Raw genomic sequence first — 20269 nt, forward strand, 5'->3', positions numbered from 1 at the left:
ATTTGATGAAAAATTAGCCTCTGGAGCTAAATTATACTCGTTTTAAACTACCAGTTACCTAAGAAATCCCAATCTTTGACATTTTCTGACTCTTCTGTTGTCTCTTGTGGCGGTGGTTGAGCAGGATCTGATTCCATTAATTGAGTATACGCGCCAGTTTCTACCCATTTCAATAATTCTGATGCTCGCATAACATGCCAAGGAATTTGATATGCCATGAAACTAAATATTTTGGTAACTTGGTCTAATCCCTCAAGTTCTTGGAAATTAAATTCACGCGCTTGCTGTGTAAAGTCTTCGATTACCTCTGGTGTTAAGTATTCACCTGGTAATCCACCCAATTTCATCAAAGATGCGATCGCAATATCAATATCTTGACATGCTAACAATCCAGCGCGATCGGCGGTAAATTTCGCCATCATAATCCAGTTGTATAATGCAATTTCTATACCGTTGGCGGCTAATCCACCAAATCCTAGGGTGGTACTGCTGATGACGTTTTTCAAAAATGGCATGACTACTGCCAGTTGTTGATATGTTAAATATTTACCTTTGATTCTGGCAATTTCATGTCCAAAAACAAATAATAGTTCTTCCTCTTCCAACCATTCCAGGGTTTCTAGGTTGACGCCGATTAATGGTTTCTCAACGCCAATCGCATAGGTGGAAATATGTCCTGTACCTCGATAAAGATATAAATCTGGTACGGGTTCGTCCAGAATTTTGCATGTTTCGATGAAAGCGTTGTGCAATTTGGGGAAGTTACGGGAGTTGACGCGAAACTCGTTACCCAGTGTTTGTAGTCGCAGCAGACGATCTATACCATACTCATTAATTTTTTTCAGCAGTAGTGGTAACCCTGGCATTTTTTGCAGTGTCGCCAAGGCTTTACGATCAAAGGGGTGTTGGTAGCTGTCTGGATTTAAACCTTGAAGTGTTTTACGTGTCATTAGTCTTACACATTACCTAAAGATTTTTGCATAGTGCGATCGCTATCTGCTCCTATGTTGCTGCTTGGCGTTTAAATGTCAGTTTGATTGCGCCTTTCCCGCTAGCTTTTGCACCGCTACCAATTAACTTGACTTCTCCTTCGCCACTAATTTCTATTGATAGTTCAATTTCTTCTAACTGCATTCCCGATTTTACTTGCGTGTGCTGTTCTGCTTGATTGAATAAACGTCCTACTACTCCCAGAAATTTTGTCATTTCTTGTTCTAATTTTTGCGCAGAAACTGGAACTGCATCTGTTACGCCTTTGCTTCCTGTCGTTTCTCTGGTTTCGTCACTGCGGTTAATTCCTCTAAAATTCCCGCCTTGATTGTTGTCGGGAATGGCTATTTGTGGGGTGTCGTCGGTGACGATCCAAATGCTATCTGCGGGTGTGTCTGACATGGTTTTTTTCGCGTTTATCTCAGATTTGCTGAAAATACTTTCAGTAATATACAACGCTCACTATGAGAATTTCGCTAAATTATTGTCTGGCGGAAATTGATTTGCTAGCTCTTGGTCTTCTGCAATAGGTTTGAATGGCGATCGCCTCAATTTCCCTATTTTTAATTTGAGGTGAAAAGCAGACTCTATTGGTTGATAATTAGATATTTTTTAGCAGGAATTACTTTATATGCGCACACCTTTTCCATTATCTATATAATACCTTAGCAAGAGTTTCCAAGTCAATAGTCTCATCTTCAGAGACAATGGTTTAAGTCTGATTTTTACCAATCTTTTGCTCATCTGAATCAGATTTTAGTGCATTTGTCAAGATATAACCGGACAAAATCGGGAAAAAAGGGGGAGTGAAAAGTAAGAAAAAAGTAAGAAACGGATTTTTGGTGTAAGGCTGGAATGTAGATATAGAAGGAGAAATAGATGGTTCGACCGCGCAAGGCCTTTGCGCAGCATTGGCTCAAAAGTGAGAAGGCTCTAGAGGCAATCGTCAAGGCGGCAGATTGTCAACAGAGCGATCGCATTCTGGAGATTGGCCCCGGTACAGGTATCCTGACTCGTCGGTTATTACCGTTGGTGCAGTCTTTATTGGCGGTGGAAATTGACCGCGATTTGTGCGATTTATTGGCAAAGCAATTGGGTAAAAAAGAAAATTTTTTGCTGTTACAAGGAGATTTTTTGACTTTGGATGTTGGGCAAATTGTAGCCGCATTTCCTAACTTTCAAAATCAAAATAAAGTAGTGGCGAATATACCTTATAACATTACAGGGCCGATAATCGAAAAACTCTTAGGCACAATTGCGAATCCGAATCCGAAACCATTTGATTCAATAGTATTATTAGTGCAGAAAGAAGTTGCGGACAGGTTATATGCTAAACCCGGTACGACAAACTTTGGGGCGTTGAGTATTAGGGTGCAATATTTAGCAGCATGTGAGTTAATTTGTACAGTCCCCGCTAGTGCATTTTATCCCCCACCAAAAGTAGATTCCGCAGTCGTGAGAATGCGTCCCAGAGCAATCGAAATACCTGCAAATGATCCGCGAAAATTTGAGAACTTGCTGAAATTAGGGTTTGGTGCCAAGCGGAAAATGTTACGAAATAATTTACAACCAGTAGTAGAACGCGATCGCCTGACTCACTTACTGGAACAATTAGAGATAAATCCCCAAGTACGCGCTGAAGATCTCAGCGTCTCTCAATGGGTAACTTTAGCAAATCAGTTACTTGTAACCGATGATTAGCAGGTTTTGGAGAAAAATCCAAAATCTAAAATCGTTCGACTGAGCGCTCACGACGAAGTCCAAAATCCAAAATTACTATGCGTTCTTACACCCTCATTGCCCCTGCTAAAATTAACTTGTATCTGGAAATCATTGGCGACCGTCCCGATGGATTTCATGAATTAGCGATGATCTTGCAAAGCATCGACTTAGCCGATCAAATTAGCGTGCGTTCCCTCAGCACAGATACAATTCGCGTCCACTCTCAGCACCCCCAAGTCCCCACAGATAAAACAAATCTGGCTTATCGGGCGGCGGAATTGATGGTGAAAGAATTTCCCGATACCTTTGCTAAATATGGTGGTGTAGAAATTACCATCGACAAGCATATACCTGTAGCAGCTGGGTTGGCTGGTGGTTCGACAAACGCCGCAGCTGTGTTGGTGGGGATAGATTTACTCTGGAATTTAGGACTAACGCAAACAGAATTAGAAGAATTAGGTGCGGTTCTCGGTTCAGATGTCCCCTTTTGTATTGCAGGGGGAACAGTGATTGCGACGGGGAGAGGCGAACAACTTTCACCGCTACCAAGTTTAGACAATATATATATAGTATTGGCGAAGTATCGCAGCTTGGAAGTTTCCACAGCTTGGGCGTACAAAACCTATCGTCAACAGTATGGCAATACATATATTAAAGATACTGCTGACTTGGTAGCTCGTGCCAATGCAGTGCATTCCGGGGGGATGGTGAAAGCGATCGCCAATAAAGATGTAACTGACATCGCCCAAAAATTACATAATGATTTAGAGCGAGTAGTCTTACCAGAGTATCCCCAAGTTCTACAACTGCGAGAATTATTTGCAGCACAAGAAGGTGTGATAGGAACCATGATGTCAGGTTCCGGCCCTTCAGTGTTTGCTTTAGTTGAGTCTCAACCCCAAGCAGAAATAATTAAGCAAAAAATTAGAGCCGCCATCCCCGACGAAGATTTAGAATTATTTGTGACGCGAACCACTTCACATGGAATTAAAATCGCGTCGTCAGTTTAGGGACTGCTAAAGACAAAAATACCCTATCGCTGTGTAAGCAGAGGAAGCAGAGGAAGCAGAGGAGGATTATTGTTCATTACTCCTTGAAGCTAACTCTCCAAAGATAACTACTCCAAACCAGGATATAAAAATTTTACTCCTTCTGCCTTCTGCCTTTAATTACTCAATCCAAAATCCAAAATCTAAAATTGTATGACTGATCCAAATTCCCTTCCTCAACCAGAGACTTCCGCAGAAGTCCAAACAAGTCCGGTACGCTGTGTTAGTGGCGCGATCGTTTCCGGAGGATTAGGTTACGCAATCTATTCGGTGATGATTGCGATCGCTACAAATTTTGCTAGCAAGCCAATACACTCAGATAATCAATTGGTGCTGCGCTTAACTTCCGCAGTTCGTACCTTAGTAGTCGGTTTATTCGCCTTGGGTTCGGGAATCTTTGGTTTAGTAGCTGTGGGTTTATTGGCTTTAGCCTTGCAGTTGTTATTGCAAAAGTTTAAAAAAAGTCCAGAGTCTTAAACTGGGAGATGAGGCGCAAAACTCAGAAAATACAACTGAGCGTCAGTCCAAATAAATCTGTTATATCGAACTCAGGTGTATTTACACCTGGGTAAAATGCTCAATACATAAAAGTTTAATTAAAGTTAAAATCCGCAAAGTAGATGAGTTTAAGCTTATCTATGCCAATTGATTTGCTTAAATCTCTTATCTGTGCTTGTATTTTCGCAAAACTACTAATAGAATATGTGACTGTAAAAAGTGCCGCGACACAATACAAAAGTTAGGTATTAGCTATTAAAGTAAAAATCAATGGATATTGAAAACATAGCTCAGATTTCCAAGCGAGATTTGGAAATCATTCAACTACATCAGTTTCAACAGCCTATTTTCTGTTGTAATGTCACTGCGATCGCATATGCTCTGACTGCATTGGGATATCTGACGACTGTGGATGAGATTTTCTACGTCACCCAGCTACCGATCGCGTCGGTTTTAGATGATGGTATGACCTTAGCAGAAACCTATGACACCTGTAAAATATATATAGAAAGAAAAGGCTTACCTCTGTCTATTCGGATGGAACATTTTGATAAACCGAGTATGACGTTTGAAGTATTTATCAAGGAAGTTGAAGCTGCTGTTTGTGATGAAACTGATGTTCACATTCTTAACTTCAATACTCGGATTGCTCATGAAAATCCCAGTTTAGAAGGTGGACACTTCTCCTTATTGGCAGACTACGATCCAAAAACTCAAGAAGTCACCATTGCAGATACAAATCCCAAACGATATACCCGATTTTGGAAATGCTCAATTCAGCGTCTATATGCAGCTTGTGTGGATAAAGACTCCTCATCAAATCGCTCTCGCGGTATGATTGTGCTTCGTAGACTAGAAAAAGTCAATCTCGCAGCTAACGGAGTATCTCATCCCTCTGAACTGGCTTTAAATGCTCTCCATTCGGAAAACGGTTGAATGTTGATGCGGGTTAATCATATACCAGCATTCAATTATCGATAAGTAGCCGTCATGAACTGGGTACACCATAACGGATGAAAAATACTATTTAATTAATAATTCCTGCCCTCATTATCACTCCTTCAAAAGCCCTTTTGAAGGAGCTATTTTTTCTTTTTAGTTACACAAAGAGCGATCGCTGTTTTCTAGTGCTGTGTTAGTTTGCAAATAATTCTTCACCAAGTTACAGCCATAAGTGAGGGGATTAATTTTGAGAATACGCGGTAAATTAACGAGAGACTGCGCGTAGCTTGCTTCCCCGAAGGGGTACAATCCGAACTGGAAATAGTATGTCAATCAATTTTGGATTTTGGATTTACGATTTTGGATTGACTGCACCGATTCCGGGATGCAGCTTGGGGATTTTAAATTGACGATTTTGGATTTGTTCCACCCACAAGGAGAGAAGTCAGAGCGCCGGAAGCCGGCGCTCTGAACTTCGGAGGCGGGGCATGAACCGAAATAATCTAAAATCTAAAATCTAAAATCTAAAATTGGCGCGGTCAATGGTCAAAGTAAAAAGTAGCCTAACCCTACTCTGTCAATAGTTACATTTGTTGTAAAGTACTTATTTAACTATTTCAGGGTGTTGATTGTGGTAGAAAATAAACAGCTAATTGACGCGATTAGAGATTTAAGAAGAACTATAATATCCTGTTCTTTGATGATTAGTGGGATTTTATTTGCAGGTATTGGTCTTTTATCCCTCAGCTTTACCAAAACTGCTTTAGATTTTATCGATTATGGATTTAGATACTTTTTCGTCTTTTTAGGGGTTTTTCTGATTTTTAAATCTAGTAAGAATTTGTGAAGATTAACGAACTCTGCAATTATAGGATTCCCCGTTGAAAACCCTTGAAGATGTAGCTTTCCGCCACGCTACAAGCTACATCTGTACTTTAGACAAGGGATGAAAACGGGTTAAAGCGTTTACGCTTCAGTTGCTCAATCTCTTTGTTGGGCTATATATTGAATTACGTTTGCTGTGGATATATTTCCAGCAGTAGATACAAAATAGCTGGGTGTCCACAGAGTAGGAAGCTTAAGCAATTCTGGAAACTCTTTTCTTAGGTGATGACTTGCCCTTCCTTTAATTCTATTCATCATCAAAGATGGATTGTCTGTAGGTTTTGCATTCAAAAATAGATGCACGTGATCTGGCATTATCTCCATAGCAATAATTTTCCACCTATTCTCATTACATACATCACAAATAACTTGCTGCAACCTTTCTGCTATTGCGCCAACTAATATCTTTTTTCTACGCTTAGGGATGAAAACAAAGTGGTAATTGAGTAGTGATATAGCGTTTCCCTCATGTCTATACTCGTCTGGTGAAAAACTTGCCATATTTTTTCTGATTTCATATTGCGTTGTTGTCTATGGTTACAGTAGAATCAATACATTTTAAAAACAAAAGGGGGGTGATAAAACTTGCTAGCAAACTATGTATACAAACTCAGACCTAACACCACGCAATCATCGACAATGTGTAGCTGGGTAGATATACTCAGGAGCCATTACAACTGGTGTTTGAATGACAGACTAACTCAATACGCTCAACAATTTATTCAAGGTGACTATTGTGATGTTAGAACTAAAGCTGAGGCTTGCCCTATAACTTGTTTTGTTAGCAAAAATGGTGCTACAGGTGAACCCTGGAAGGATGATAAAAAAGCCAATCCTAGACGTACTGCTGGCGATATTCAAATTACAGCGTTGCCCACATTAAAAAAAGCTAGACATTGGTTTGCTAGCATTGACTCAACAGTGTTGCAGCAAAACGTTAAACGTCTTGACACCGCTTACAAAAACTTCTTTGAGGGTAGAGGATTTCCTAAATTTAAAAATCGCTCTAATTTCACATCTTTTACTTACCAGATGGGTATTAAAATACAGAAAAATAAAATCTATCTACCCAAGGTAGGATGGATGAGATTTTACAATTCTCGTCAAATACCCAGCAGTTTCACAATTAAAGCCGCAACAATCCGTAAGCGTCAGGATGGGTGGTATGTTTCTATCAAAATAGAAGACAAAACAGTACCAGACTATGTTGCTAGACCATTGTCTGACGTTCAATCAATAATTGGTTGTGATTTAGGATTAACTAAATTGGTGCATTTATCTGATGGACACCAGATTGAAAATCCTAAATTCTTAACCAATAAAAAAACTAAACGCATCCTCAAAAACAGGCAGCGTCAAGTTAGTAGAAAGTTAAAGGGCAGTAATAATCGCAAAAAAGCAGCCACAAATGTAGGTAAGTTTCAGAAAAAAATTGCTGATAAACGTCAAGCATATCAATGGCATATAGCTAATAAGATTGTTTCTAGAAACGTTGACGCTATTGCTGTTGAGAACTTGAATGTTTCAGCAATGAAGAAAAGATGCAAGCCAAAAATAGATGCACGTACTGGCAGATTTTTAGAGAATGGACAGTCAAGAAAGAGAGCTTTAAATCGGTCAATCTCTGATGCAAGCTGGGGTGAATTGATATTTAAAATCGAGTATCTTGCTGAGAAGCATGGAAAGGTTGTAATTAAGGTCAATCCAAAACACACCAGCCAAAAATGTCAAAACTGTGGTCATGTAGACGCTAATAATCGTGATGACGAAAAGTTCATTTGTACGAGTTGCGGATTCATGAGTCATGCGGACATTAATGCTGCAAAAAATATCAAAGATAGAGCATTAAGCATGGTGAGGCAGTGCGGTCTTGGGGTCTCCCCAAGTAGAGCAACTGCCGAACCCTTTAGGGTACGCGGGGACTCCGCGAAACCTGAGCCGAAAGGCTCTAAACGCCCAAAAAAACCTAAGGAGACATCACCGCGCTCTATGAGCAAACGCGGTGAGCCTGGGAACCTGATTAGTCAGGATATTAAGACAGTAATGTCTTAAGAATCCCCTCGCCTTTAGGCAGGGGAGTGTCAAAAACTAATGAAGATACATTTAATTAGCCCACGTAAGTGGGCTTTGTTTGTCAGGCAGAACACATAAAAAAGTGATTAATCCCCCTTACCCCCTGCTCTCCTGCTTTTTCACACCAGCTGGGAACATTTTGACATCACAGACGAACTCGTAAATATAGGGAAAGTATTGTTTTTTCTTACTCCTGCTATCTACTGAAAATGTCTCCTTTATCCCCAAAGCTTACAAATTGTTGGTTTAAAATGGCACTAGCAGCTATTCTAGTGTCAATATCAACCGGTTGCAGTCTCCCATCAACTCGTGTCAGTAATATTGTGGCATCTCTACCCAAAGCTGAGGCACAAGAAAGCGATCGCACTAATCAAATTCATCAAACTCATCAAATTTATGCAGATGTCCAAGCTTTGGTAAATTTCGGCCCCCGTGTCACTGGTACGCCAGTCATGGAAAAAGCCAGCGCCTATCTTGTGGAAAGGTATCGTCAGGCTGGTTATGTGACCAAAATTCAGACTTTTACTTACGAGAAATTTGTAGACTTAGGTTCTAACTTAGTTATCAATGGTACAACTATTCCCGGTCGAGCGCTGGATGGCACAATTAAGGGAAACTTGAATGCACCAATGGTAGTAGTTCCCAACCTTGGACAAACAGAAGACTTTGCCAAAGTTAATGTTAAAGGTGCGATCGCTATTGTACGGCGTGGTAAAATTCGCTTCTCGCAAAAAGCGAAAAATGCGGTAGCTGCTGGGGCGATTGGTTTGGTAGTTGTTAACAACGAACCAGGGAATTTAACTAGCGCGGGATTGGGAGAAAAAGTTTCCATTCCCGTCTTGGGAATTTCCGGCGATCGCGGTAATCCCTTACTAGAACAAAAAACACCAGTAAATGTTACTCTGAATGTGAATGGAGAACAGCAAGTAGTTACAGGTAGAAATGTGATTGCCCATTTACCAGGAGTGACACAGCCAAAATTGATACTTGGCGGACATTATGACTCTGTGGAGGGTTCCCCAGGGGCAAACGATAACGCTTCTGGTACAGCAGTTGTACTAGGGATGGCGCGTAACTTAGCGAACACAAAACTCGCTCGGCAAATTTGGTTTATCGCCTTTGATGGCGAGGAAGACGGGTTACATGGATCGGAAGCGTTTGTAGATACAGCTAAACCAGAATTTCTGTCTGGGTTAAAAGCCATGTTGAACTTTGATATGGTGGGAGTGAATCAGCAGTTATTTATCAGTGGCACATCTGCATTAACTGCGATCGCTCAAACGATAGATCCAGATATTAAAACAGCCGGTTCCTATAATAATGGTGGCAGCGATCATGCATCATTTGCGAGTAAAAAAGTGCCGGTGTTGTTTTTCCACCGGGGTGATGAACCAAATTATCACAGCCCGAATGATAAAAATGTCGATGCAAAATTGTTGGATGAAACTATGAGTAATGGGTTAAATATCGTCAAGCAATTATTGCCAGGTGAGTAATATTGTAGTGTGATTTACTGACACCAAAAAAACCCCACTTTAACCTGTGGGGTTTTTGATTAAATGCTGTTGGCGTAGTTGTATTTACCACCACGTTCAAGGGCGCGTTTGTAAGCCGGTCGAGCATGGATGCGTTCGATAAATTGCTGAATCTTTGGTCGATTCTGGATGAGTTCGGCTTGCATAGCAACAAGTTCTAGGGGAAAGCTCATCTGAATATCGGCGGCGGTAAATTCTTCGCCTACAAACCAGGTACTCTTACCAAGTTCAGCTTCTATATAATCAAAGTGAAGCTGAATCTGGGGCGTAATAAATGCGTCGTTGACACTGTTATCAACAGATGGAAAACGATTGAAAATCAGGTTCATCAGTAGAGGTGGCATTGCCGAGCCTTCAGCGTAATGTAACCAATAGGTATAGCGCAGACGCTCTGGTGTACCGGATTCTGGAACTAGCCGACCATTACCATAGCGCTCTACTATATACTCAATAATAGCGCCCGACTCAGCAATGGTCTGTTGTGCATCTGTAATCACTGGTGACTTGCCAAGGGGATGAACTTGCCGTAGGGAAGCTGGTGCTAGCATCGTCTTTGGGTCGCGTTCGTAATACTTGATATCGTATTCAATATCTAATTCTTCTAGCAGCCATAGCACGCGCTGCGATCGCGAATTGTTAAGATGATGGACAACGATCATAATAGTTACCTTCTACCTTGCTGTTGCATTTCTTGTTGGCGCATGGGCATAGCGTCAATTTGGTCAAATATTGCTGTGGCTTGGACTGGTGCTGCATCTTGGCGCTTCACACCACCATCTTTACCTACCAAAATGACGCGAAAATTATCTTCGTCAACTCCAAAGCGCGATCGCAAATTAGCCGCAGAAGATTCATCGATTAACTGTCCATTGGCATAACTTGTATCTGTTGCCACAACCTGAACCAGAACTAAATCCCGGTCGGTAAAACCACTATCATACTGTTGCAATAACTGTATCTGCTGTTGATAAGCATGGTGATTAACAGACGGTGCAAAGATTAGTAATACACGCTTTTGCCATTTTTGGGAACTAAGATTAAATGAAGACATTTTGATTGGATGATTGCTTGAACCTTCCACAGTCACAGCCATGTTGACTGGTAACAGGGTGGATGCTAAGAGAGTAAGAGCAATTAATAATGACTGATTCACACTCTTGGTTGTTATTTACTGCCATCATCTCAAGCTATCATCAGTTTCCTCATAATTCCTCTATCTGGTGGCTTGTTCTGGGTATACTGTATCTTAATCTTCTCGTTTGCTAACTGAGCGCACAGCCTTGTTGAAATCCCGTAAAAACTCCTCTTCTGCATCCCGTTCTTGCTTGAGTTCGCGAATCATTTCTTGGCTAGAACCGATGAGCAAGCCAGCAACTGCACCTGCGATCGCATATTTTTGCCCTAAATCTTTATACATTTGGCTGGTATAGGGACTAGGAAGTAAATAAGCCACAATAAAACCGATTCCCGCACCTAAACCTGCAGACACAATTGCCGAGAAAGCGATAAGTTTGGTATTCATGAGCTTTGGCTAGCTTACCAGGGGATACTTCGATTATCTGTACATTTGCCAAAGTGGGAGCTAAATTTTTACCTGTTGTAATAACTTAAAAGTGAACCCGCCCGTAATTTTTGTCAGTAATGCGGGTGATAGCTAATGGATGATACGGAAATCGGAAGAGGAAAAAGTTTATCAAGTGCGTGAAACACCAAAATGAGTAGATGAAATGGCTTAACAAGTGCGTGAAACACCGAAATGAGAAGGTGAAATAAAAAAACGAGTAGATGAAACGGCTTATCGAGTAGATGAAACAAGAAAATGAGTAGATGAAAAGCCTTATCGAGTGCGTGAAACACTGAAACCAGAAGATGAAACGGCTTATCGAGTAGGTGAAACAGTAAAACGAGAAGATGAAATGGCTTATCGAGTAAGTTACATTCAGGAACGAAGCACGAAGTACACAAAGTACACATTTGAAGTTCGCCGGAGGCGTTCTCGCAGAGTAGTCGTTCCCAAAGGGTAGCAAGAAAACAAGAGAAATGAGAAAGTTAATTGACTCCTTCTTCTTTTCTCTTCCTTCGCGCACTTCGTGTCTTCTCTGCGAGACGCTTCGCGAACGCGGTTCGTTTTTTACCAATCAAAATTAATGCGATCGCACTGCTACCCAATTATGAATTACCATCATGAGGATAGCGATCGCTATCTGTGGGATGAGCGATCGCACTCGACTTAACAGCAGTCACCGTTGCTGGCTCATTTCCATCTCTATCAGAATCAGGTGGCGTACTTGGACGATTTGGTTTGCGTTTTAAGAAACGGACTTCCAAATTCTTAATAATTACATACAACACCGGCACAACCAGCAAACTTAACACCGTTGCTACTAGTAAACCACCAAATAACGCCGTTCCCAATGACCAACGAGAAGCAGAACCAGCACCAGAAGCGATGACTAAGGGGAAAAATCCCAGCAATGACGAAGCTGAAGTCATGACAATCGGGCGAAATCTTTCTTGGGCGGCGCTTAAAGCAGCTTGGGGAATAGATATCCCTTGTTCCAAGGCTTGGTTAGCAAACTCGACAATCAAAATAGCGTTTTTGGAAGCCAAGCCGATTAACATCACTAAAGCGACGTTGGCGTAAACATCATTTACCAACCCGCGCAACGCTAAAGAACTCAACGCACCCAACAACGCCAATGGTACAGTTAATAAAATAATCGCTGGGTCAATATAACTTTCATACTGGGCGGAAAGGGTGAGAAACACCATCACAAGCCCAAAGCCAAATATCAAAATTCCCAAATTACCCGCAGATAATTCTTCCCTAGCGGTTCCTGTCCAATTGCTACCTACCCCAGGTAAGGCGGCTGCATTTACAGCTTGTTGCATAGCTTGGATTGCTTGTCCGCTACTGAAACCTTGAGCTTCCCTACCTTGAATATTTATAGCACGGAAGCCATTGTAGTGAGATATTACCGAAGGCCCGGTAATTGGTGTCAGCGTTGCTACCTCACTCAAGCGAATCATTTGATTATTAGCCGATCGCACATACAACTGATTAATATCATTTGGCGATCGCCTATAATTCCCCTCAGCTTGGACGTACACTCGATAACTTTGTTGTCCCAAGGTAAAATCATTCACATACTGGGAACCAATCGCCGCACCCAAGGTATTTACAGCTTGCTGAAAATCTACATTCAACGCTTGCAGGCGATTGCGGTCGAAATCAATTTGAAATTGGGGAGTGCTGGCAGTAAACTGGGTAAATACTCCCCCTCTCAGGGCTGGTTGTTGGTTAGCTTCGGCGATGATGGCTTGAGCATTGGCATAAAAATCATCAATTGTTAATCGTCCGTTGGTACGGTCTTCCAACTGTAACTCAAAACCACCCAAAGTACTAAAACCTTGAATTGGTGGGGGATTGACGGCGGTGATAATTGCTTGGGGGATGGTTTGGAATGCACCATTAATTCGCCCTAAAATTGCTGAAGCACTTTGTTCTTTTTGCGTGCGTTCTTCCCAAGGTTTCAGCTTGGCGAAAAATACCCCGCGATTTGAGCCGCTACCCGCAAAGCCAAAGCCGGAAGTCGCAAACACATTATCAATTTCCGGTTCTTTTTGGAGAATGGCCTCCAACTTGGTAATTACTTCATCAGTGTAAGCTAGAGATACCCCATCTGGCGCTTGAATAATCCCCAAAACAATCCCCTGATCCTCAGTCGGGACAAATCCAGTGGGGACATGGGTAAACATAAAATAAGTCCCGGCTAACCCGACAACAAATAAAGCCACCACAGCATAACGCAGGCGAATTAAGAAATTAACAATTGCTAAATAGCGGCGAATAATCCATGCCAAAATTTGATTAAACTTATTGAAAAACCAACCCAAGGGGCCGCGTTTAGGTTGTGGTGGACGCAGCAGGATTGCAGACATGCTGGGAGTGAAAGAGAGGGCGTTAAATGTAGAGATAGTAATGGAAAAGGCAATAACTAAGGCGAATTGTTGATACAGTTTTCCGGTGGAACCAGGGAAAAAGGCCACAGGAAGAAACACCGCCATTAATACTAGAGATGTGGCAATTATCGCACCACTCAATTCCTCCATAGCTTCAAAGGAAGCTTGTAAAGGCCTCACACCCTGTTCAATTTTACCCGCGATCGCTTCGACAACAATAATCGCATCATCAACTACTAACCCAGTAGCTAAGATTAAGCCAAATAAAGTTAAATTATTCAGGGAAAATCTAAATACATAGGCGAATGCTAACGCCCCAATTAGAGAAACAGGAATCGCAATAATCGGAATCACTGTAGCACGCCAGTCTTGGAGAAACAGAAAAATTACCAAGACAACTAACGCGATCGCTTCTACTAGAGTTTTTATCACCTCTTCCAGCGAAGCTTGCACAAATCCCACCGTATCGTAAACAATTTGAGTTTTTAAACCAGGGGGAAAGTCCTTAATCAGTTCATTCATTTGCGCCTGAATATTCTTCGCCACATCTAGCGCATTACTTCCCGGTGACTGATAAATCGCCACCCCAATGGCGGGTTTACCATTATTTCTCGCATTACTACTGTAAGTCTCCGAGCCGAGTTCCGCCCGACCCACATCTTTGAGTTTAATTAAATTACCATCACTTCCAGCTTTAATGACTAAATTCTCAAACTCCGACGCATCTTTAAATTGTCCGTTCACCCGCAGGGGAATTTCATAACTTTGTCCGGGGGGGATGGGTGCTTGACCAATAGTACCCGCCCCAGCGAGAATATTTTGCGATCGCAATGCTGTCGCCACATCCGCCACAGTTAATTGGCGACTCGCTAACGCATTGGGGTCAAGCCACAACCGCATTGCATAGCGTTTTTCACCAAAAATCGTCAAATCCCCCACCCCAGGAGTACGCAGTAGTTGATCGCGTAAATTTAAATCAATATAATTACTAATAAATAGCGGATCGTACTCGTTATTTTCCGCATAAAAGGTATACACCAACAAAATACTCGTCGAAGCCGTTTGTGCAGTTACCCCCAATTGTTGCACGCTTGTAGGTAAGCGGGGTGTCGCCCTAGCAAGGCGATTTTGTACGTTTACCTGGGCAATATTTTTATCAGTTTCCGACCCAAAATATACGGAGATTTGACTACTCCCCGCAGAACTATTCGAGGTCATGTACTGCATCCCCTCAACACCGTTAAGTTGCCGTTCTAAGGTAGTTGTCACAGCACTTTCCACCGTCGCCACATCCGCCCCAGTATAGTTAGCTGACACCTGGACGCGAATCGGCGCAATATCAGGTAAGTAATTTAAGGGCAGTAAAGGAATACACACACCACCCAAAATTAGAATTAGTAGGGAACAAACGGTAGTTAATACCGGACGTTTGATAAAATTATTCGCAATCGACACAAGCGTTTGTCCTAATTTTCAGATTGTGGTTGAATTGGTGTGCCTTCTCGTAATTTGAGAATTCCAGAGGTAACAATTGTTTCCCCTGGTTTTAGCCCTTCGAGGACTTGGTAATTTGTCCCTTGAATCTCGCCCAGCCTGACTAAGCGTTGATGAACAATTTGCTGCGGTTTACCATTCACCGTAGTATTTTCCGTCACAAACACAAAACTTTGTCCACCAATCCGGGAAATCGCCACAGTCGGAATTAAAATACCCGGTTGACGATTCCAAATCACCCGCCCTTGCACATATTGCCCATCCCTTAATCTACCTTGGGAATTAGCAAAGCGAGCCTTACTCAAAATCGACTGTTGATTAGGACTTACTGTGGGTGAAATATAGTTAATTGACCCCGTACCGATCGCCTTTTGAGTGGTAGGATCGATTAACTGCACCGGTAAGCCAACACGTAATTGTTTCAAGCGATTGGAAGGTACAGACAGATTCAAATCTAAGGCATCATTTTGAGTAATTGTGGTGATTGTTTGCCCAGTATTCACATAATCCCCAACCTTCACCGGGAATTCACCGACAACACCAGTAATCGGCGATACCACTTGTTTTTGATTTACATTCACCTGCGCCGCCGCCGTACTAGCTTGCGCCGCGCGAACATTCGCTTCCGCTTGCCGAATCGCCGCATTTCCCGCCGCCACTTCCTTATCAACCGCTTGTAAATCCGCGATCGCCGCTTGTAAATTATTTTTGGCTAAATCTAACTGCTGTCTTGCTTGTGCGCCCTCAGCCACCAATTGTTGCGTCCGGTTAAATTGGGTACGTTGCAACTCCACATTTGCCGCCGCCTTAGTGCGTTGCGCCTGAGCTTGCTGGAGTTGAGCTTGAGCCGTTTTTAACCCAGCTTGAGATGCATTCGCAGCTGCGATCGCACTCGCTACATTCGCCTGAGTCTGATCTAAACTTAAAGCAGCAATCGGCGTACCTTTCTCCACCCGTTGCCCGCTAGACACAAAAATCGTCTCAATTCGTCCTTGAATTTGCGGTTGTAACGTCACCTTTTGCTGCGCTTCCAACGCCCCCACAAAATCCGAACTTTCCTCCGTCGTACTTGTACCAACTTGTTGAACCTCCACAGGTAAAGCCGAATTTTTAGCCGCAGCAGGAGGAGCAGGCGGAGCAGCCGAACGCTGCGCACCAAACCGAGAAAATATCGTCATCCCACCAATAGCTAAAATCAAACCTAGCCCCAACCCCACCAACAACCCCTGTTTACCCGAAAGCTTTTTGGGAATAAAATCATGAATCTTCGGCGTCTCCACTGGCTCACCCTCCAACAGCCCAAGCAAAATTAACCAGATGTCACGATAAACTCAGCTATCAATAAAGACATCTAGCTTTTTCACAATGCATTAAATTAAGGTTGCTACTTTCCGACAAAGTAACAACCATTTCCGAATCCGCAGCAATGTGAATAACTATAGAACAGAATAGATTTTTAGTTTCTCTCTCATTAGTAAGAAAGCTAATCTCGTCTCAGGTGAATTAGAAACGCCTCTGATTAATATTCCTGCAAACTTGGCGTCCTTGGCGTCTTGGCGGTTCAATCTAGTGGTTTGTCTCATTAATTATGTGGGGTAAGTTTCTTCTTCTTTTCTCTTCCTTCGCGTACTTCGCGTCTTCGCGGTTCGTTTTTACCCATCAAAACTAATGGGACAAACCACTAGTTATAATTCCCTCATCTGTGCAAAAACCCCAAAATCCTCTTCCCCCTACCTTTTTTCATCTCTCAATAGCGACATCAGGAACTCGACTCCACTCATTCCACGAACCGTCAAAATTTCTCACCTGGGGATAACCCAGTAAATATTTCAACACAAACCATGTAAAACCCGATCGCCCACCAATAGCACAGTAAGGGATAATTTCTTTATCCGGTGTAATTCCCTGACTAGCGTACAGTGCTTGTAACTGGGCAAAAGACTTAAAAGTTCCATCCGCATTTAAAGTCAGCAAATGCTCAACATGTACAGCCCCGGGAATATGTCCAGCGCGTTCCTTCCCCACAGGCGGTTGATCGAAAAAGAATTCACCACGATATTCTGCAAGCGATCGCACATCCAACAATACCCGATTTGGGTTACCAATCGAAGCTTGAACTTCTTCCAAAAATATTCGCTTTTCTAAATCAATATCTGAGATACAATACTCGCTTGGTGGAAAATCTGATAAACCTGTTGCTACCGGGAGATTTTCCGCCATCCATTTTTGATATCCCCCATTCAGCACCAGCACATTCTCATGTCCAAGCACTTTTAATAACCAAAAAATCCAAGCTCCCGTACCCGGATAACTACCGTAAGCTACCACAGTTTGATTATTATTTATACCCGAACGCGACAGCAAATTTGCCATAGCTGCGGGGTCAAAATTAATTTGCAAATTGGGTAAAAGTATATCAGAGAAGATATTCCAGAAAACTGCACCGGGGATATGAGCATCTTTGTATAGTTGAGGATTGGTATCAACTTCTACTATCCGCACCTGAGGATTGTTGAGATTTTCTAACAGCCATTGCGTATCAACTAAAACTTCAGGATGAGCATACTGAGACATAAGATTTCTCCTGCATTTGCACACAGGCTCAGATTAAAATGATTACCAGAATGCGCCTAGTCCTCGAACGAGTACAACTTGCCCTCATGGCGAACTTACAAGCATTATTTACAGCCATTGCCCAAGCCAAAACCGAACAAGAATTGCGATCGCAAGTATTGCTAGAATTGGGAGAATACTTTGCAGCAAAAAGGTGTGGTTTATTCTTTTACGATCGCCTTCCCAAAGTTGACAGCAAGCTACAACAAACCTTTCAACTCGCCTTATCCATTGAACACAACCCCGTATTGCGTCACATAGTTGAGCGACATACCCCCGTTCACGAAGCATTAGTAGTATCGCCTAAAACCTGGCGATTGATTTGTCCGCGCCAGGATCATTGGCATGTGATGGCAGGGCCATTGGTTAGCAATGGTAAATTAATAGGTGGTGTCGGCTTAACCCGCGAGCAAGGAAAGCCAGCCTTTGATACGCAAAATCTGTTAGATTTAAGTGCCCTTTGTTTGCACTTATCAACTTGGGTAGCAACCGTGCATTCTCCACAGCCAGCGTTAGCAATTCATCGCCTTACACCCAGAGAAATACAAATTGCAGAATTAGTTGCACAAGGATACACCAATGCAGAAATTGGCGCTCAACTTTGGATTACAGAAAATTCAGTCAAGCAAGCCTTAAAGCGGATGTTCCGCAAGCTAGAAGTTTCCTCCCGCGCACAAATGATTGCAGAGGTTTTCGCCAATAAAAGTTTACCTGTTCACGCACAAAAAATTGAGAGTTAAGCGATTGAGCGATCGCTTAACCTTGTCGCTTCTGTTCCAACTTCCTCACCTGTTCTTGAATCGCTGCTTCCATGATGGCAATGTTTTCTGGTGTATCTGGAATTGGGTATAAGTCAGTATCCTCAGAACTGGCTTCTAGGCGATCGGCAAGTTTGTAAAAAGCCTCATCATCATTTCGATGTAAAAGTAGATAAGCTCGCAGTTCAGCAATACTCATAGTATCAAAGTCTGGTTTCATCTAAACCTCCACTTGCCATCACGGTAAATTACAACTTGCAGATCTTCACCTGCGAAGATGTATACAATACCTGTACGCTCATCGAAACGTAATTGAATTTATTTTAATAATAAAACTTGGGTAAGAAAATATTAGCGATCGCCTCCTGAACACCAACATCCGAGTAAAAATCTCGAAGCTTCACCTTCCGAACAGCATCATTTCACCTCAGAACACAAAGTTTCGCATTCCGAACACCATCATCCGAGTAAAAATCTCAAAGCTTCGCCTCCCGAACACCATCATTCCACCTCAGAACACAAAGTTTCGCATTCCGAACACCATCATCCGCGTAAAAATCTCAAAGCTTCGCCTCCCGAACACCATCATTCCACCTCAGAACAGGAAACTTCGCCTTCGGAACACCATCATCCGCGTAAAAATCTCAAAGCTTCGCCTCTCGAACACCATCATTCCACCTCAGAACAGGAAACTTCGCCTTCGGAACACCATCATCCGCGTAAAAATCTCGAAAATTCGCGTTCTGAAGTCCAATATTTGAGTTTAGGGACTTCCAATTAAAAAAATACCCACGGGGGTAGGGGCACGGCACCGATAAAATATCGGTAATACCGAAAGTTTGTAGATGCCGTGCCCCTACAAGTTGGATAATTTATTTTTTGGAGTTCCCTTAGATGTCAAAATACTGAACAAAAAGCTGAGAATTTGAGTTATGGCTGTAGTCACATAGGTTAGGACATCTTGAAAGCGTGAACGCTAGGAATAGCAAGAGTTTTACCTTCTGCCTACTCTTCGAGAACGACTTCGTCGAACTGCCTCCTGCCATCTGCCTTTTGCTATAAAAAAGATATAGCTTATAGGCATAAGGGTGAATCAACGGTTAAACATGAGTGAAACTCAGACCCAATTACCAACAGATACATGGATTCTGGCTTCTTGGCAAGAATATTTACAAACCCTCACCAATGTACTGAGCAATCAGAGCAAAAGTTATTATTACAAAGGACACATGAGGCTGGAAATAGCACCAGTTAGCTTTGATCATGGTCAAAACCATGTAGTAATCATCTTTGCAGTCACTCTATTTGCAGCCCTCAAAGGAATTCCCGCCACAGGTTTAGATACAACTACCTTTCGCAAAACTGGAATTCAAGATTGTCAGCCTGATATTGCCTATTATGTGAAAGAACGTGCCCAATCTATCCCCACAGGAACAGGAATTGTCAACCTTGATTTGTATCCTGCACCAGATTTAGTAATTGAGATTGCGAAAACTTCACTACTTGATGACTTAGGTACAAAGCGGAGTCTCTACGAAGAGTTAAATGTATCAGAATATTGGGTAGTAGATGTGCAAAATGCCCAAATTATCGCCTACGCTATAGCCGAGCAGGGTAGTAAACGTATTCAAGTATCGCAGGTATTGCCAGGATTAGCGATCGCTGTTTTAGAAGCAGCTTTACGTCGTAGTCGGGAAATGAATCAATCTCAAGTGGGTAATTGGTTACTCACTCAGTTTCAATAATC

The 20269-nt window shown here is 42.3% G+C and carries 21 protein-coding genes; 10 read left to right on the forward strand and 11 right to left on the reverse strand.

Features of this window, described 5'->3' with window-relative positions; all coding sequences use genetic code 11:
* Positions 1-47 precede the first annotated feature (47 nt).
* On the reverse strand, positions 48-950 hold the full coding sequence (locus AACW45_RS05330) for a M48 family metallopeptidase (protein WP_190631790.1): 903 nt from the start codon (positions 948-950) through the stop codon (positions 48-50).
* 52 nt (positions 951-1002) lie between these two features.
* Positions 1003-1392, reverse strand: a complete 390-nt coding sequence (locus tag AACW45_RS05335) for a Pepco domain-containing protein (RefSeq protein WP_190631792.1) — start codon at positions 1390-1392, stop codon at positions 1003-1005.
* Positions 1393-1869: 477 nt separating this feature from the next.
* On the opposite strand from AACW45_RS05335, the gene rsmA reads away from it, so the two are divergent.
* The 5 genes from rsmA to AACW45_RS05360 all read left to right on the forward strand — a co-directional run bounded on the left by rsmA (position 1870) and on the right by AACW45_RS05360 (position 6048).
* The gene (rsmA, locus tag AACW45_RS05340) at positions 1870-2691 is read left to right on the forward strand and encodes a 16S rRNA (adenine(1518)-N(6)/adenine(1519)-N(6))-dimethyltransferase RsmA (protein ID WP_190631793.1); all 822 of its coding nucleotides are present in this window, start codon (positions 1870-1872) and stop codon (positions 2689-2691) included.
* A 77-nt stretch (positions 2692-2768) separates the two neighbouring features.
* Positions 2769-3722, forward strand: a complete 954-nt coding sequence (gene ispE, locus AACW45_RS05345; RefSeq protein ID WP_190631795.1) for a 4-(cytidine 5'-diphospho)-2-C-methyl-D-erythritol kinase — start codon at positions 2769-2771, stop codon at positions 3720-3722.
* Between the two features lie 192 nt (positions 3723-3914).
* On the forward strand, positions 3915-4238 hold the full coding sequence (locus tag AACW45_RS05350) for a DUF3082 domain-containing protein (RefSeq protein WP_190631797.1): 324 nt from the start codon (positions 3915-3917) through the stop codon (positions 4236-4238).
* Positions 4239-4529: 291 nt separating this feature from the next.
* On the forward strand, positions 4530-5195 hold the full coding sequence (locus tag AACW45_RS05355; protein ID WP_190631798.1) for a phytochelatin synthase family protein: 666 nt from the start codon (positions 4530-4532) through the stop codon (positions 5193-5195).
* Positions 5196-5832: 637 nt separating this feature from the next.
* A complete protein-coding gene (locus AACW45_RS05360; protein WP_190631801.1) occupies positions 5833-6048 on the forward strand; it encodes a hypothetical protein in 216 nt (71 codons plus the stop codon).
* 134 nt (positions 6049-6182) lie between these two features.
* Here AACW45_RS05360 and tnpA read toward each other — a convergent pair whose 3' ends face one another.
* The gene (tnpA, locus tag AACW45_RS05365) at positions 6183-6587 is read right to left on the reverse strand and encodes an IS200/IS605 family transposase (protein ID WP_190631803.1); all 405 of its coding nucleotides are present in this window, start codon (positions 6585-6587) and stop codon (positions 6183-6185) included.
* 84 nt (positions 6588-6671) lie between these two features.
* On the opposite strand from tnpA, the gene AACW45_RS05370 reads away from it, so the two are divergent.
* Together AACW45_RS05370 and AACW45_RS05375 are read left to right on the forward strand one after the other, a co-directional pair.
* Complete coding sequence (locus AACW45_RS05370; protein WP_190631805.1) at positions 6672-8138, forward strand: RNA-guided endonuclease InsQ/TnpB family protein; 1467 nt, start codon at positions 6672-6674, stop codon at positions 8136-8138.
* 293 nt (positions 8139-8431) lie between these two features.
* Positions 8432-9655: a M28 family metallopeptidase gene (locus tag AACW45_RS05375; RefSeq protein WP_313933762.1), complete on the forward strand. Its 1224-nt coding sequence runs from the start codon at positions 8432-8434 to the stop codon at positions 9653-9655.
* A gap of 59 nt (positions 9656-9714) precedes the next feature.
* Here the strand turns inward: AACW45_RS05375 and AACW45_RS05380 are convergent, their stop codons facing one another.
* The 3 genes from AACW45_RS05380 to AACW45_RS05390 form a co-directional block, all read right to left on the reverse strand.
* Entirely contained in the window at positions 9715-10353 is a 639-nt protein-coding gene (locus AACW45_RS05380) for a glutathione S-transferase family protein (RefSeq protein ID WP_190631810.1), read from the reverse strand.
* 5 nt (positions 10354-10358) lie between these two features.
* Entirely contained in the window at positions 10359-10847 is a 489-nt protein-coding gene (locus AACW45_RS05385; protein WP_190631812.1) for a DUF4174 domain-containing protein, read from the reverse strand.
* Between the two features lie 93 nt (positions 10848-10940).
* Entirely contained in the window at positions 10941-11216 is a 276-nt protein-coding gene (locus AACW45_RS05390; protein WP_190631814.1) for a hypothetical protein, read from the reverse strand.
* Positions 11217-11538: 322 nt separating this feature from the next.
* Between AACW45_RS05390 and AACW45_RS05395 the strand changes: the two genes are divergently transcribed.
* Entirely contained in the window at positions 11539-11718 is a 180-nt protein-coding gene (locus AACW45_RS05395) for a hypothetical protein (protein ID WP_190631815.1), read from the forward strand.
* 145 nt (positions 11719-11863) lie between these two features.
* On the opposite strand, the gene AACW45_RS05400 is transcribed toward AACW45_RS05395, so the two are convergent.
* The 3 genes from AACW45_RS05400 to AACW45_RS05410 form a co-directional block, all read right to left on the reverse strand.
* The gene (locus tag AACW45_RS05400) at positions 11864-15112 is read right to left on the reverse strand and encodes an efflux RND transporter permease subunit (protein WP_190631818.1); all 3249 of its coding nucleotides are present in this window, start codon (positions 15110-15112) and stop codon (positions 11864-11866) included.
* Positions 15113-15123: 11 nt separating this feature from the next.
* Entirely contained in the window at positions 15124-16431 is a 1308-nt protein-coding gene (locus AACW45_RS05405) for an efflux RND transporter periplasmic adaptor subunit (RefSeq protein WP_313933763.1), read from the reverse strand.
* 460 nt (positions 16432-16891) lie between these two features.
* Positions 16892-17725 (reverse strand): sulfurtransferase, encoded by an 834-nt coding sequence (locus tag AACW45_RS05410; RefSeq protein ID WP_190631820.1) that lies wholly within the window; start codon positions 17723-17725, stop codon positions 16892-16894.
* Positions 17726-17811: 86 nt separating this feature from the next.
* Here AACW45_RS05410 and AACW45_RS05415 point away from each other — a divergent pair, with 86 nt between their 5' ends.
* Entirely contained in the window at positions 17812-18504 is a 693-nt protein-coding gene (locus AACW45_RS05415; RefSeq protein ID WP_190631902.1) for a LuxR C-terminal-related transcriptional regulator, read from the forward strand.
* Positions 18505-18520: 16 nt separating this feature from the next.
* Here the strand turns inward: AACW45_RS05415 and AACW45_RS05420 are convergent, their stop codons facing one another.
* Entirely contained in the window at positions 18521-18742 is a 222-nt protein-coding gene (locus AACW45_RS05420; protein ID WP_190631822.1) for a DUF6887 family protein, read from the reverse strand.
* The gene (locus AACW45_RS38375; protein WP_373462086.1) at positions 18739-18840 is read right to left on the reverse strand and encodes a DUF6888 family protein; all 102 of its coding nucleotides are present in this window, start codon (positions 18838-18840) and stop codon (positions 18739-18741) included. Before AACW45_RS38375 ends, AACW45_RS05420 begins: the two co-directional genes overlap by 4 nt.
* Before the next feature lie 788 nt (positions 18841-19628).
* Between AACW45_RS38375 and AACW45_RS05425 the strand changes: the two genes are divergently transcribed.
* The gene (locus AACW45_RS05425; RefSeq protein ID WP_190631824.1) at positions 19629-20267 is read left to right on the forward strand and encodes a Uma2 family endonuclease; all 639 of its coding nucleotides are present in this window, start codon (positions 19629-19631) and stop codon (positions 20265-20267) included.
* The last annotated feature ends 2 nt before the right edge of the window (positions 20268-20269 follow it).

Source organism: Calothrix sp. FACHB-168 (genome assembly GCF_963889195.1).
GTDB lineage: Bacteria > Cyanobacteriota > Cyanobacteriia > Cyanobacteriales > Nostocaceae > Aulosira > Aulosira anomala_A.